We start from the raw sequence: 12,793 nt of genomic DNA on the forward strand, positions 1-12,793 counted from the left end.
GGTGGGCGTCACCCCCAGGTCTCGCCCACCGGATGCGCGTCGTCGGTGAACACCCCGCCGAGGGGGCCGTACGGCGCGAGTGCCGCCGGTGCGGTGCCGTCCGCGATGCGGGAGGCAGACCGCGAGTCGTCTTCGGGCCGGTAGCCCATGGCGTGCCCGGCCTCGAGCGAGAACCACCCGTCGGCGTTGTCGGAGACGCCCCAGACGAGGTGGTGCCGGCCGTCGTCGAGCACCGCGGCGGCCTCGATGAGACGGGTCATGTCGCCCGGCGAGAGCCACTGGGCGGCGCCACGACGGTCGCCGGCCTCCGACGTGAAGGCGCAGATGCGCGCGCTGACGATCGACATGCCGAAGCGGTCGGCGTAGAGGCTGCCGAGTGCCTCCATCGCTGCCTTGCTCACGCCGTAGAACGTGTCGGGACGGGGAAGCAGGGGCGCGTCGGATGCCGCGTCGACCGCGGGCGCGAATCCGACGGCGTGGATCGAGCTGGCGAGCAGCACCCGGCGCACCCCGGTGTGGCGGGCCGCCTCGAGCACGCGCTGCGTGCCGTCGATGTTGACCCGGAGCAGGTCGGCCCACGGCCGCTCGGACGAGAGCCCGGCGAGGTGCACGACGGCGGATGCCCCGGCCAGCACCTCGCGCATGCCGGCGTCGTCCTCGATCGCGACGTCGTGCCAGGTCGCACCGTCGGGCAGGTCCATGCCGCTCGGCACCGGGGCCGTGTCGACGAGGCGGAGCTCACGCCCCGGCCGGCCGAGCAACGGCACGACCTCGCGCCCGATGCGTCCGGCGGCGCCGGTGATGACGATGGTCTCGGTCTCTGCGGGCAACGTCGCGGTCCTCTCCTGGATGGGCCTCACCAGTCGGCGTACTCCACATGCTCGACGGTGATCCCGTCTTCGGAGTCGACCACCGCCCGCGTGCCGTTGGGTCCGAACAGCCGCAGGTCGTACTTTGTGGCGTCCATGTACACCGTGTACCCCACGTCCGTGTCGAACGGCAACTCGGCGATGACCTCGCCGTCGGGCGTGATGAGCTGGGCATGGTCGGTGGTGACGGCCAGCCGCGTGGGATAGGTGCCGTCGGGCAGACGCACGGACTCGAGCGCGTCGGCGGCGGTCTCCGCGACCGCGGCGTACTCGCGTTCGGTGGCGGCCTGCTCGGCCGCGATCTCGGCACTCGACAGTGTCGGCTCGGGCGGCTCGAGGCGCTCGGAGAAGACGAAGAGGAACGCGAACTGCAGCACGCCGAAGAACGTGAGCACGAGTGCGATCGCGGAGACCACGAGCCCGGCGACGCCGATGGCGGGCGCGGGCCGGCCACTTCGCCGAACGCGCACGACCGCGACGATGGCGGCCGCGAGCCCGATCGCGGCGAGCAGCGCGCAGACGACGATGGTCACCGGGTCGGCAAGGAACAGGTTGACGGAGCCCAGGATCGCGAGGATGCCGAGCACCAGCGAGGTCCACGCGAGCGCGGTGGTGCCCCGCGGAGACCCGACCGGGGCAAGTGTCGGCGTGGGTGCTCCCGGCGCGGCGGGGTCGCGGGTCGCTTCGGGCTGCGGTGCCGACATCGAGGTGGCCTTCGGGTGGGGTGGGTCGGAACGCTCCGGCCCGCTTCGGATGAGCCTCGCATCCCGCGCGGGTTCTGCGGAAGGCCCAGTCTGAGGGATGCCGCAGAATTCGCGTGGACCGGGAACACCGCGAACAGGCGCACCGTTGGCCAGAGCATGACGACACTCGGAATCATCGGAGCAGGACACATCGGCAGCCAGGTCGCGCGGGCCGCGATCGCGAACGGGTACGAGGTGGTCATCGCCAACTCGCGCGGCCCCGAGACGCTCGCCGACCTCGTGGCCGAGCTGGGCCCGAAGGCGCGTGCGGCGACGGCGACGGATGCCGCGGCGTCGGGTGACGTCGTGGTCGTGACGGTGCCCTTCAAGGCCTTCGACGCGATCCCGGTCGAGCCGCTCGCCGGCAAGGTCGTGATCGACACGAACAACTACTACTGGGAGCGCGACGGCCACGTCGCAGAACTCGACGAGGGCCGCAACACGGTCACCGGGATGCTGCAGCAGCACCTCCCCGAGAGCCGCGTCGCGAAGGGCTTCAACCACATCACCGCTCGCGACATCACGACCGACGGCACTCCGGCCGGCACGCCCGGCCGCCGCGCGCTGGCCACGGCGAGCGACTTCGCGGATGCCGCGGAGTTCGTGACCGACCTCTACGACCGCTTCGGCTTCGACACCGTGAACGTCGGGCCGCTCGCCGAGAGCTGGCGGGTCGAGCGCGACCAGCCCGCGTACTCGGCCGGCGCGCAGACCCGCGACGAGCTCGTCGCCAACCTCGCGCGCGCCGAGCGCACCGTCACCGCGGCGTAGAGAGCCTCAGCCCAGCGTGGCGACGAACGCCCGCACGCGCTGCGCGAGCTCGGCGGGCACCTCGCCGATGGCGAAGTGCCCGCCCTCGTCGAGGCGGTCGAACTCCCGCAGGTCGAGATAGTGGCGGCGGGCGATCGACTCGGGGTACGTGCCCTCATGGCGCTGGATGTAGACGGCCGCCGGCACCGCCGTGGGCGGGATGGGGTCGGGCTGGTCGGCGCCCTCGTAGTACGGGCGGAACGACGACCCGATCGACTGGGTCACCCAGTAGATCATCGCCTCGGTGAGGATGCGGTCGCGCGAGATGTGCCGCTCGACCGCAGCCGGATCGCCCGGCGGGGTGTCGCTCCAGCCGACCAGCTTCTCGGCGAGCCACGCGAGCAGCCCGGCGGGGGAGTCGTTGAGCGCGACGGCGAGCAGGTCGGGGCGGGTCGCCTGGATGTGCCCGTATCCGCCGTCGGGTCCGTGACGGGCGGCGAGGTCGTCGAAGAACGCGCGCTCAGCGGCATCCGTCAGCGTCTCGCGTTCGTCGCCGGTGGGGAAGTGCGCGTGCGTCGCGACGATGCCTGCGACCTGCTCGGGGTAGCGGGCGGCGATGAGGTCGCTGACGTTCGCCGTGACGTCTTCGCCGTAGGTGACGTAGCGCTCGTAGCCCAGCACGTCGGTCATGAGGGCGTGCATGGTCGCCGCGAGTCGCCGCTCGGTCATGGGGCCGTCGGCGTACGGCGACGAGAAGGCGAACCCCGGCAGGCTCGCGACGACGACGTCGAAGTCGGGCAGCTGGTCGGCGAAGTCGAGCTGGAGCGCGAAGGTGTGCGGCCAGCCGTGCATGACCAGCAACGCCGGGGCATCCGCCTGCGACGAGCGAAGGTGCACGAAGTGCACGTCGGCGTCGTCGATCTCGGCGATGAACTGCGGATGGCTGTTGAGCCAGGCTTCGCGTGCCCGCCAGTCCCATCCGAGCCAACTGTCGACGAGCTCGCGCAGGTACGCCGCGTTCATGCCCGAGGCGGGGGTGCGCGGCGAGTCGGGGAGGAGCCTCGTGCGCGCCAGGCGCTCGCGCAGGTCGTCGAGCACGTCGTCGGCGACGTGGACCTCGAATGGCTGAACCGTGGTGACCATGCGCCGAAGCTACTCCGGGCTGCCGACATGCGCCCGCGACGGCTACCCTCGCTCACCATGGAGTACACGCTCGAGCACCCGTTCGTCGTCGACTTCCCATTGCGCGGCGACGGTTGGATGGCCGTCACGACCCCCGCGCACCGGGTACCGAGTCACGGCACCGACCTGCTGGGGCAGCGATACGCGTACGACCTGCTGCGGGTCGACCGACGCAGGGGCGTGCACTTCCACCCGGCGAGCACGCTGCGCGGCGAGCTCTTCGGCGGGCGCACGCGCGAGAGCTACGCGTGGGGTGCGACCATCCACGCGCCATTCGACGCCGAGGTCGTGCGCACGGCCGACGGCATGTCCGAGCGGCAGTGGATCCACCCGGCGCGCGAGCTCTGGCACCAGCTGAGGAACGCCGCGACGTTCTCGCCCGAGAAGCTGCCGTCGATCCTCGGCAACCACGTGATCCTGCGGCACGCCGACGCCGACGCCGACGCCCACGCCGACGCCGACGGCGTCTTCGCCGCCCTCGTCCACCTGGCGCCCGGTACCGTCGCGGTCGCCGAGGGCCAGCGAGTACGCGTCGGCGACGAGCTCGGACGTGTCGGGCACACCGGCAACTCGACGTCGCCGCATCTCCACTTCCAGCTCATGGACTCGCTCGACGCCATGACGGCTCGCGGCATCCCGTGCGCGTTCCGCAGCTATGAGGTCGAGCGCGACGGCGGCTGGGTTCCGGTCACAGACGGCATCCCCGGGCGCCGCGAGCGCATCCGCTCGGTGCAGGCAGAGTGATCGGATGCCGCGAGCAGCCCTCGCGGCATCCGGAATCACTGCAGGTTCGTGAAGACCGCGTCGTCGTAGTCGAAGCTCGGCGCGATCTGCATGGTGAGCGAGTTCGGGTCGGCGACCGACCACGCCGACTGCCAGGTGACTGACTGCCCGGGCAGGATCACGGTGGTCGGCGGCACGCCGATGTCGCCGCTCTCGGAGACGTCGAAGATCTGGCTGCCCTCCTGGCCGCCCGACGCGAGGCGGGGATACGGCAGCGGCTCGAGGTTCTCGGTCGAGTTGTTGGTGATCGTGATCGTGAAGACGAGGTTGCTCGCGAGGTCCGCGCCCGCCGCGTACTCGCTGGGCGTGTACGGCTCGGGCGCCGAGACCGTGAGTTCCACGTCGTCCTCCCACACCATCGTCTGCCCGAAGGACAGCGTGTCGACGGCGTCGGGCGCGGGCTCCTCGGCGAGCGGCTCCTCCGCCGCTTCCTCGGCGGACTCGGATGCCTCGGCGATCGCCCCGTCGATGTCCTCGAACGCCTCGTTGAACGAGGTGGAGACGACCGTGAAGAACACGACCACGGCCACGACGGTGCCGACGACCGACAGCGCCAGGCCGGTGATGGCCGGCCACTTCGCGCCCTTGAGGAACAGGGCGACGATCGACAGCACGAACGCGATCGGCAGGAGCACCCATCCGACGACGAGTGCGCCGGGGATGCACGCGAAGATGAAGCCGATCGCCGCGACCGCCAGGGCGATGATGGCGAGCACGTGCGGCTTGCCGGCGGGTGCAGCCGGAGCGGCATCCGCCGTCACGACCGTGCTCGTCGCGCCGGGCCCGTACACCGGCTGCGCCTCGCCCGATGCGTATGCGGGCGCCGTGGGATCGGCGGTCGTGGCGGCGGGCGCCGCGGCAGCGGGTGCGGTGTGATCCGTCCAGGCATTCCCGTCCCAGTATCGGAGCGTTCCGCTGCCGGACCCGTCGTCGTACCAACCTGCAGGAGTCCCCGGTGCATCGCTCATGCGTTCGATGCTGGCAGAGGATGGCACGCACCGGCCAGGAAAGCTGTACCCCAGATCGGGGTACAGGCGGGGATCGCAGTCGGGCCCCACGCGACGTCCGCGTGACGCCCGCCCGCCTCGCGACTACCGTGAGCGGCATGGACGTTTCGGTGTGGAATCGCGACCAGGCTGCGGCCGCCGCCCGGCGGGTGGTCGAGGACAATGACTACCTGACCCTCGCGACCGCCGGCGCAGAGGGCACGCCGTGGGCGACCCCGGTGTGGTTCGCCGCCGACGGACTGGCGCAGTTCTTCTGGGTGTCGCGGATGACTCGCCGGCACTCGCACAACATCGAGGAGCGTCCAGAGGTCGCGCTCGCGATCTTCGACTCGACGACGCCCGTCGGCGAGGCGGAGGCGGTGTACGTCCAGGCGCTTGCCGGTCAGGTCGACGATGCCGAGTTGGGGGCCGCGCTCGCCGTGTTCGCTGGGAAGTCGGCGGCACGCGGCATCCGGGTGTGGGACGAAGCGGATGTCACGGGTGACGCGCCGCATCGCCTCTACGTGGCGCGCGCGACCGAGGTCTTCGTGCTCGATCCGAACGAGCAGCGGGTGCGGATCTGATCGGTGCGGAGTCGTTTCGCGCGTCGGTGTCGGCGCCGCGAGCGGCGCGCGGTCGGGCGGCGAGCCGGGTGCGGCATCCGTGCCTGCGGTCGTAGCATCGGGGGAGCGCGCGACGTCGGCTCCATGGCGGTGCCGGCGGTGTGCGAGCCCCCGCCCCCGGAGCCCCAGTGACCATACCCGCTGACCACGACCTGCCCAGTTTCGTCGTGCCCACCGACGCGTTCGAGCATCGCCCACGCCGGCATATCGCACCCGGCGACGGCCTGCGACCGCGGCGCCTGGCGGCCGCGCCGCCCGAGTCCGAGCCCGGGCCTGAGCACGGGCCTGCGCGCGAGCCGGAGGCTGCGCGCGAGCCCGAGGCGGCGGCCGACATCCAGCGCTACTACCTCTGCTGCATGGAACCCGACGGCGAGTTCGTCGAGGTGATCGTCGCCGTCTCCGATGCGGGACGGCGCCGGTACTTCACGACCGCCGACGGTCGGCGCTTGACCGAGGTCGAGGAGGACTACTTCGACCTCCTGCGCGAGAGCGGTGCACGCTCGATGCTCGAGCTCGACGACCGCGAGATGGGCGAGCTCGAGGCGGAGCTGCGGTTCGTGCGCTCGGTGCGCGGCCGCGACCCGCTGCTCGAGATCGAGCCGCCCGATGAGCCGGTTGAGGCGCGCCTCACACAAGTGGATGAGGCACACGCTTCGGGTGCCGCGCAACCGCCAGGGCCGGTTGCCCCCGAGGACGAGACACCGTTCGAGCCGGTTGCACCGCCGCCGCCTGAACCCCCAGTGACGGATGCCGCTCCGCCGGGGCATCCGGCGACCGAAACCGAGACCGCGACCACAACCGATGACGATGACGACGCGGGCGACCTGCCCGACTGGACGATTGAGGAGTTCGAGGCCGTGATGATGGGATCCACGACGACGTACGAGCAGGTCGCAGCCGAGGCATCCGCCCCGACCGGCGACGAACCGCAGGTCGCGCTCGACGCCATCGCGCAACCGTTGCTCGACGCCGTCGCGCAGGTGTCGCTCGCCAAGGGCATCGCGTTCGTCGCGCACCGCGGCCAGGTCGACCGGGTCGGCGCCGCGTACATCGATCACCCGGGCCGCGTCGCCGAGCGCTTCGACCCGGTGCACGACCCGATCGCCGCGGCATCCGCGTGGCTGCACGACGTGCTCGAAGGCACCGTCGTGACGGCCCAGGAACTCCTCGAGGCGGGCGTCCTTCCCGAGATCGTCGAGGTCGTGCACCTGCTCACGCGCACGCCGGATGTCGCCGACGACGAGTTCCACGCCCGCATCCGGCGTCACCCCGTCGCGCGCCGCGTGAAGCTCGCGGCGATCGACGACAACGCGGCGCCCTGGCGCACGCGCCGCCTCGACTACGAGACCCAGGTGGTGCTCGCCGAGCGCTACCGGCACGCCCGGGAGCTGCTCGGCGAGGACTGAGCCCGGTTCCGAGCGCCGCCGGCGACGGCGGGGCTGGCTGTCGGCCGCCCCGCCGCCCGCCGCTTTAGGCGACCCGCGATCAGGCCGCCGACTGCTCCTGCGCCGGCACGGCCGCACGAAGCCCGTCGACGAGCGGGGTCGTCGGGTGGCCGATGAGGCGCGACAGGGTGCCGGTCGGCACGTCGAGCACGCCGCGGCGGATCGCGTCGTCGATGCCGGCGACGAAGGCGGCCGTGCCGGCGTCGAGCCCGACCGACTGGAGCGCCGCCACGTGCTCGTCGGTCGTCAGGCGGGTGTACTCGACCGGACGGTCGACGACCTCCGAGGCGGCCGCCGCGAGCTCGGCGTAGTTCCACGCCGCGTCGCCGCCGAACTCGTAGACCTGGCCGAGGTGGCCGTCTTCGAGCAGCACGGCCGCGTCGCCGGCGGCGAAGTCGGCGCGGGTGGCGCTGGCCACGCGACCGTCGGCCACGGATGCCGCGATGCTGCCGGTCGAGGCCGCACGCGCGACATCCGCCGCGTAGTTCTCGGTGTACCAGTTGTGGCGCACGATCACGGCGGGAACACCTGATGCGGCGATTGCCTCCTCGGTGGCCTTGTGATCGGCGCCGAGTGCGTAGTCGGCGGTGGCCGCCTGCGGTGCGCTCGTGTAGACGAGCTTCGCGACGCCCGCGGCCTTCGCCGCGTCGATCACGTTGCGGTGGCCGGCGAGGCGCGAGCCCGGCTCCGAGCCCGAGATGAGCAGCACGGTGTCGACGCCGTCGAGGGCGACCGCGATGGTGTCGGGACGGGCGTAGTCGAGCTCGACGGTGCGGATGCCGCGTGCCGCGACGTCCGCGAGCTTCGAGGTGTCGCGCGCGCTCGCGACGAGATCGTCGGGCTGGGCGCCGCGCTCGAGCAATGCGTCGACGACGAGGCGGCCGAGCTGGCCCGAGGCTGCGGTGACGAGGATGGTCATGATGGTCCTTCCGATTGCGTACATCGAGGGCCAACCGGATGCCGCTCGCCAACCTTCCCGAGATCGTGTACCCACTTTGAAGTAAGGTACAAACATGGTGGTAAGTCTTGCGCAGATCCGTGAAACGTCCGGCGAAGTGTTCACCGAGGGATGCCCTACGCGCGTCGTGCTCGATCACATCATGAGCAAGTGGGGCGTGCTCGTGCTGCTCGCGCTCACCGACGGCACGCACCGCTGGGGAGAGCTGCGCCGCGAGGTCGAGGGCATCAGCGAGAAGATGCTCGCGTCGACGCTACGCACGCTCGAGGCCGACGGGCTCGTCGAACGCCGCTCCTACCCCGAGGTGCCCCCGCGCGTCGAGTACTCGCTCACCGACCTGGGGCGCGACCTGATGGACCGAATGCTGCCCCTCGTCGAGTGGGTCGCGGCGAACGCGGGTCGGGTCATCCCGGTCGGATAGCCTGTGCGCGTCCTACATCGCATCGAGAGGCCCCGATGACCAGCCAGCCCACGCCTGCCCAAACCACCCCTGCCCAGCCGACCCTTGCCCAGCCGGCCCTTGTCCAGCCGAATCCCTATGCGGCCGTGTCGCCGGCCGGATGGCACCTCGAGCCGGGCTCGAATCGCTATCGCTGGTGGGACGGGTCGAGCTGGGGTGTCTACCACGACCAGATGCCGGCCGGGTATGTCGGGCCGGTCGCCCGAGTGGCCGTCGTTCCGTCGTCGGCGACGAACGGCTTCGCCGTGGCCGCGCTCGTGCTCGGCATCTGGGGCTTCCTCGTCACGTGGATCCCGTTCCTCATCGGCCTGGTGCTCGGCGGCCTGCCCGATCTCCTCGCGGTCGTCTTCGGCATTCTGGGCATCGTGCGCGCGAACGCCTCAGGTGGCCGTGGCTTCGTCATGGCCCTGATCGGCCTCATCCTCGGCGGACTCGCGTTCCTCTCGTTGTTCGTGGGCGCAGGCACGCTCTGGTAGCCCGCCCCGCGCAGCCTTCCCTGCCCGATCGGGCACACTGCACGCTCGCAGAGCGTGGCCGCGGTTAACCTCGCACTGAGGAGGACGGGCGGGCCAGCCGTCGGCGACCCGTCCGCGAGAGGATGCGGCATCGCAGGGTCGGCGACGACGAGGCCGACGAGACCGGCCGGCGCATCGGGAACGGCCGACCGGCTTCCGCCGTCGTGCCCGCGGTCGGCGTCGCCACTGATCGCGAGGCGGCGCCGCTCACCCTCGCCGGCGTGCAGCGCGTCGCCGGAAATCGCGCGGCAGCGGAGCTCGTGGCATCCGATGGGGTGTCAGCCCGCGCGGCCGGCGGCATCGTGCGCCTGCAGCGTCAGCCGGTCGATGCCGGCGTCGACGCGGATGCCCCGACCGATGCGCAGGTGCAGACACCGGGTCAGCAACCGGCTCAGACGCCCACCCAGGCTCCGGCGCAGCAGCCGACCCAGACGTCGGGGCAGCAGCCCGCGCAGGGCGTGCCGCAGCAGGGAGCGGCGCAGCCGACGACCGCCGCGCCGCGCGACGTCGACACGACCGACGTGCCCTATCCGCCCGCCCGGCCGAGCATCCAGGTCGTGCGCGGCACACCCGTCGTCGTGGCCGGGGCCGCGCCGCCGGCCGCCGAGACCGCGCCCGTGCACGGCATCGACACCACGATCGAGTTCTGGGGCGTCGCCGGGGTCGCCGCCTACGTGGACCAGCTCGTCGACGGATGGCGCACGCGCCGCGCCGCGCAGGGGCAGGCCGTCGACGTCGCCGCGACGCGAGCGTCGTTCGTGACCGACTTCGACGAGACGATGCAGGGCTGGTACCAGCGCAGCAGCTTCAGCACGCCCTTCGCAGGCCTCGACGCTGCGGTCCTTCGCCAGCTCAATGGGAGACGCACACGGCTCGCGCAGGCCGTCGCTAACCGGCGCGTCGTCGAGAACGGCCGACGACGCCCGCTCACGGCCGATGAGCGCAGCGCACAGCTCGAGGCCGAGCTCGTCGTCGAGCGGCAGCTGTTCGTCGACAAGATCGTGTCGCACCTCACCGAAGGAGCCTGGGGCTGGATGCTCGAGCGGCGCGAGCACCTCGACTTCACCACGGTCACCCAGCGCGGTGTGCGCGAACTGCGGAACTTCACGCCCGGCGCCCTGCCGAACGTCGACGCCGTCGCCCTCGTGCGTGGTCGACTCGCCGCGCGCAACCGCGCGCTCACCGACCCCGAACGGGCTCGGGCCATCTCCCAGGCGGAATCGGCACTCCGGCGTCGCACCCGCGACCCGAAGGCGACGCTGGATTCCGCCGGCGAGGAGGCGGCGGTCGTCGCCGCCGAGACCCGCAAGTTCGGCGGGCAGCAGCAGGTCGACGCCGCCGTGCGGGAGGCGGCGATCGACATCGAGGAACGCGGCTGGGAGAACGTGCACGAGCTCGACGCGAACGGCCGGCCCGCGTGGGGCTCGGTGTGGGGACGCAACAGCATCGGGGTCATGACCACGACGGCCATCTTCGTGCTGTGGCTCATCGACACGTACGGCGCCGGGTTCACGGCCGACAACTACGGCGGTCACGGCGGCGGCGGCTTCGCAGGGCGCGGGCGCTCGCTCGATCTCACGATCCCGCAGCGCCGCGCCGACGGCTTCTTCGACGCAGCCCAGGCCATCACGTTCGCGCTGGCGATCGACCGGGCCGCCTCAGCGATCGGCGTCGAGTGGCGGGTGATCTACGACGACTTCTCGGTCGCGCGCGCGGTGAACGAACGGCTCGGCCAGCGCCGCATCATTGAGGTCGCCAACACGAGCCGCGGTCGCACGGGCGACATCACGAACATCAACTGGCACGGGCCGCTGGTGAACCACTTCCACCTCGACCTCGCGTTCTGAGCACCTCGCGGCGTCAGCCCCCGTTCGCCCGCTGGTCGACCGCGCGCCGCAGGCGGTCGACGTCGAGTTCGAGCAGCTCGAACGTCTCGCGCAGCCGCCCGGCGGCATCCGGATGCTCCTCCTCGAGGCATTCGGCCAGCAGCAGCCCGTCCTTGCTCACCTCCGTCAGCGACGCCATGAGCGAGAGGACGGCGGATGCCGGCAGCGTCATCGTCCCTCCGGACTCCGAGGCATCGGTCACTTCGCCGACCTCCACGGCGTAGAGCAGCGCACTGCCGAGCGCCGCGCGCTCGCGCGCGCATCGAGCCGTTGCGGCATCCGTGTCGTCGCCGAACACCTCCGCCGGTACCCCGGCGCTCTCGAGGTAGGTGTCGACCTCGCCGTCGGATGCCACGATGCGCATGATCTCGGGCGAGTCAGCCGTCGTGATCGCGATCGTCGCTTCGAGCCCGGTTGATTCGTCACTCATCTCGATCGTCCCCTTCGGCCACCCGCTCCACCAGACGTCGGGAATCTACTCCGGGTGGCTCGGCGCGGCAACGGCCGACGATCGCGTCGGCGATGCTTTCCGGTCGGAAACCTCCGGCACTTCGGCACTCCGGCACTTCGGCACCGACTTCTCCGAGAGAACGCATTCGTTGACTTCGAGCGCTCGCGGCATCCGCTCGGCTCTGGTAGTCAGGTGCACATGGCCGCACCGCACGTCGCGCTGCTGCGTGGCATCAACGTCGGCGGGCGGAATCCGATTCGCATGCCCGAGCTCGTCGAGTGCTTCAGCGACGGCGGCTTCCGGGACGTCGTCACCTACCTGCAGAGCGGCAATGTGCTGTTCCGGCCCGGCGGCGGGGGTCGCCGCGGCGGCCGGAAGCTCGAAGCCGACGTCGAGGCGATGCTCGAGGAACGGTTCGGGATGCCGCTGCTCGTCGTGATCCGGTCGCGTGACGAGCTCGCCAAGACGATCGAGGCCGCCCCCGCCGATCACGGGTCCCCGAAGCTGCGCAGCGACGTCTTCTTCCTCAAGCACCCGCTCACGGCCGAAGCGGCGCTCGCCGAGATGCCCGAACTGCGCGAGGGGGTCGACGCGGTGGCGGCCGGACCGGGCGCGATCTACTTCTCGCGGGTGGCCGCGCGGGCGACGAAGACCCGCATCCAGAAGTTCATGGCGATGCCGGTCTTCCAGCAGGTGACCGTGCGCACGTGGGGCACCTGCACCAAGCTGCTCGAGAAGCTCGACGAGATGGAAGCGGCCGCCTGACTCCTCGCGGCCGCTACCCTCGACGCATGCCTGCGACCGAACGCCTCTTCAGCTACGGCACCTTGCGCCTGCCCGCCGTACAACGCGAGCTGTTCGGCGCCGAGTTGCCCACGTCGGCCGACGCGCTCGTCGGGTGGCGGCTCCGGATGCTGCGCATCACCGATCCCGACGTGGTCGCGTTGAGCGGCGAGGCCGAGCACCCCATCCTGGAGCGGACTGACGACCCCGCCGATCGCGTCGACGGGGCCGTGCTCGAGGTGACCGCTGCGCAACTCGCCGCCGCCGACGACTACGAGGTCGACGACTACCGCCGGGTGCGGGCGCAGCTCGCGTCGGGCGGCGACACCTGGGTGTACGCGGCGGGTTGATCATCGCGG

15 protein-coding genes are annotated in these 12,793 nt (G+C 71.6%); 9 read left to right on the forward strand and 6 right to left on the reverse strand.

Going from position 1 to position 12,793, the window contains the following annotated elements; all coding sequences use genetic code 11:
* Positions 1–8: 8 nt before the first annotated feature.
* Together AC1DZA_RS01245 and AC1DZA_RS01250 are read right to left on the reverse strand one after the other, a co-directional pair.
* Positions 9–830 carry an NAD-dependent epimerase/dehydratase family protein gene (locus AC1DZA_RS01245; RefSeq protein WP_476762141.1) on the reverse strand — a complete coding sequence of 274 codons (822 nt, stop codon included), beginning with the start codon at positions 828–830 and terminating at the stop codon, positions 9–11.
* Between the two features lie 26 nt (positions 831–856).
* Positions 857–1,573, reverse strand: a complete 717-nt coding sequence (locus AC1DZA_RS01250) for a hypothetical protein (RefSeq protein ID WP_476762140.1) — start codon at positions 1,571–1,573, stop codon at positions 857–859.
* A 15-nt stretch (positions 1,574–1,588) separates the two neighbouring features.
* On the opposite strand from AC1DZA_RS01250, the gene AC1DZA_RS01255 reads away from it, so the two are divergent.
* Positions 1,589–2,383, forward strand: a complete 795-nt coding sequence (locus AC1DZA_RS01255; RefSeq protein ID WP_476771373.1) for an NADPH-dependent F420 reductase — start codon at positions 1,589–1,591, stop codon at positions 2,381–2,383.
* A 6-nt stretch (positions 2,384–2,389) separates the two neighbouring features.
* Here AC1DZA_RS01255 and AC1DZA_RS01260 read toward each other — a convergent pair whose 3' ends face one another.
* Positions 2,390–3,505 (reverse strand): epoxide hydrolase family protein, encoded by a 1,116-nt coding sequence (locus AC1DZA_RS01260; protein ID WP_476771374.1) that lies wholly within the window; start codon positions 3,503–3,505, stop codon positions 2,390–2,392.
* A 57-nt stretch (positions 3,506–3,562) separates the two neighbouring features.
* On the opposite strand from AC1DZA_RS01260, the gene AC1DZA_RS01265 reads away from it, so the two are divergent.
* Positions 3,563–4,288, forward strand: coding sequence for a M23 family metallopeptidase (locus AC1DZA_RS01265; RefSeq protein ID WP_476771375.1), 726 nt, complete (start codon positions 3,563–3,565; stop codon positions 4,286–4,288).
* 35 nt (positions 4,289–4,323) lie between these two features.
* Here AC1DZA_RS01265 and AC1DZA_RS01270 read toward each other — a convergent pair whose 3' ends face one another.
* Positions 4,324–5,295, reverse strand: a complete 972-nt coding sequence (locus AC1DZA_RS01270) for a DUF2510 domain-containing protein (protein WP_476771376.1) — start codon at positions 5,293–5,295, stop codon at positions 4,324–4,326.
* A gap of 137 nt (positions 5,296–5,432) precedes the next feature.
* On the opposite strand from AC1DZA_RS01270, the gene AC1DZA_RS01275 reads away from it, so the two are divergent.
* Positions 5,433–5,897 (forward strand): pyridoxamine 5'-phosphate oxidase family protein, encoded by a 465-nt coding sequence (locus AC1DZA_RS01275; protein WP_476771377.1) that lies wholly within the window; start codon positions 5,433–5,435, stop codon positions 5,895–5,897.
* Between the two features lie 167 nt (positions 5,898–6,064).
* Positions 6,065–7,342, forward strand: a complete 1,278-nt coding sequence (locus AC1DZA_RS01280; RefSeq protein ID WP_476771378.1) for a hypothetical protein — start codon at positions 6,065–6,067, stop codon at positions 7,340–7,342.
* A gap of 79 nt (positions 7,343–7,421) precedes the next feature.
* On the opposite strand, the gene AC1DZA_RS01285 is transcribed toward AC1DZA_RS01280, so the two are convergent.
* Positions 7,422–8,300, reverse strand: a complete 879-nt coding sequence (locus tag AC1DZA_RS01285; RefSeq protein WP_476771379.1) for an SDR family oxidoreductase — start codon at positions 8,298–8,300, stop codon at positions 7,422–7,424.
* A 94-nt stretch (positions 8,301–8,394) separates the two neighbouring features.
* Between AC1DZA_RS01285 and AC1DZA_RS01290 the strand changes: the two genes are divergently transcribed.
* From AC1DZA_RS01290 to AC1DZA_RS01300, 3 genes are all read left to right on the forward strand, one after another.
* Positions 8,395–8,760 carry a winged helix-turn-helix transcriptional regulator gene (locus AC1DZA_RS01290; RefSeq protein WP_476771380.1) on the forward strand — a complete coding sequence of 122 codons (366 nt, stop codon included), beginning with the start codon at positions 8,395–8,397 and terminating at the stop codon, positions 8,758–8,760.
* A gap of 35 nt (positions 8,761–8,795) precedes the next feature.
* Positions 8,796–9,275: a DUF4190 domain-containing protein gene (locus AC1DZA_RS01295; RefSeq protein WP_476771381.1), complete on the forward strand. Its 480-nt coding sequence runs from the start codon at positions 8,796–8,798 to the stop codon at positions 9,273–9,275.
* A 122-nt stretch (positions 9,276–9,397) separates the two neighbouring features.
* Positions 9,398–11,161: a hypothetical protein gene (locus tag AC1DZA_RS01300; protein ID WP_476771382.1), complete on the forward strand. Its 1,764-nt coding sequence runs from the start codon at positions 9,398–9,400 to the stop codon at positions 11,159–11,161.
* A gap of 13 nt (positions 11,162–11,174) precedes the next feature.
* Here the strand turns inward: AC1DZA_RS01300 and AC1DZA_RS01305 are convergent, their stop codons facing one another.
* Positions 11,175–11,630 (reverse strand): hypothetical protein, encoded by a 456-nt coding sequence (locus AC1DZA_RS01305; RefSeq protein WP_476771383.1) that lies wholly within the window; start codon positions 11,628–11,630, stop codon positions 11,175–11,177.
* A gap of 219 nt (positions 11,631–11,849) precedes the next feature.
* Between AC1DZA_RS01305 and AC1DZA_RS01310 the strand changes: the two genes are divergently transcribed.
* A complete protein-coding gene (locus AC1DZA_RS01310) occupies positions 11,850–12,416 on the forward strand; it encodes a DUF1697 domain-containing protein (RefSeq protein ID WP_476771384.1) in 567 nt (188 codons plus the stop codon).
* Positions 12,417–12,442: 26 nt separating this feature from the next.
* Positions 12,443–12,784 carry a gamma-glutamylcyclotransferase family protein gene (locus AC1DZA_RS01315; protein ID WP_476771385.1) on the forward strand — a complete coding sequence of 114 codons (342 nt, stop codon included), beginning with the start codon at positions 12,443–12,445 and terminating at the stop codon, positions 12,782–12,784.
* Positions 12,785–12,793: the final 9 nt, after the last annotated feature.

The organism is Agromyces sp. P2_B3, from assembly GCF_056404815.1.

Bases quoted from the DNA above. Each gene is read 5' to 3' on its own strand.
- AC1DZA_RS01310 (WP_476771384.1), top strand. From the start codon at position 11,850: ATGGCCGCACCGCACGTCGCGCTGCTGCGTGGCATCAACGTCGGCGGG.
- AC1DZA_RS01250 (WP_476762140.1), bottom strand. From the start codon at position 1,573: ATGTCGGCACCGCAGCCCGAAGCGACCCGCGACCCCGCCGCGCCGGGA.
- AC1DZA_RS01265 (WP_476771375.1), top strand. From the start codon at position 3,563: ATGGAGTACACGCTCGAGCACCCGTTCGTCGTCGACTTCCCATTGCGC.
- AC1DZA_RS01290 (WP_476771380.1), top strand. From the start codon at position 8,395: ATGGTGGTAAGTCTTGCGCAGATCCGTGAAACGTCCGGCGAAGTGTTC.
- AC1DZA_RS01270 (WP_476771376.1), bottom strand. From the start codon at position 5,295: ATGAGCGATGCACCGGGGACTCCTGCAGGTTGGTACGACGACGGGTCC.
- AC1DZA_RS01315 (WP_476771385.1), top strand. From the start codon at position 12,443: ATGCCTGCGACCGAACGCCTCTTCAGCTACGGCACCTTGCGCCTGCCC.
- AC1DZA_RS01305 (WP_476771383.1), bottom strand. From the start codon at position 11,630: ATGAGTGACGAATCAACCGGGCTCGAAGCGACGATCGCGATCACGACG.
- AC1DZA_RS01285 (WP_476771379.1), bottom strand. From the start codon at position 8,300: ATGACCATCCTCGTCACCGCAGCCTCGGGCCAGCTCGGCCGCCTCGTC.
- AC1DZA_RS01260 (WP_476771374.1), bottom strand. From the start codon at position 3,505: ATGGTCACCACGGTTCAGCCATTCGAGGTCCACGTCGCCGACGACGTG.
- AC1DZA_RS01275 (WP_476771377.1), top strand. From the start codon at position 5,433: ATGGACGTTTCGGTGTGGAATCGCGACCAGGCTGCGGCCGCCGCCCGG.
- AC1DZA_RS01300 (WP_476771382.1), top strand. From the start codon at position 9,398: ATGCGGCATCGCAGGGTCGGCGACGACGAGGCCGACGAGACCGGCCGG.
- AC1DZA_RS01295 (WP_476771381.1), top strand. From the start codon at position 8,796: ATGACCAGCCAGCCCACGCCTGCCCAAACCACCCCTGCCCAGCCGACC.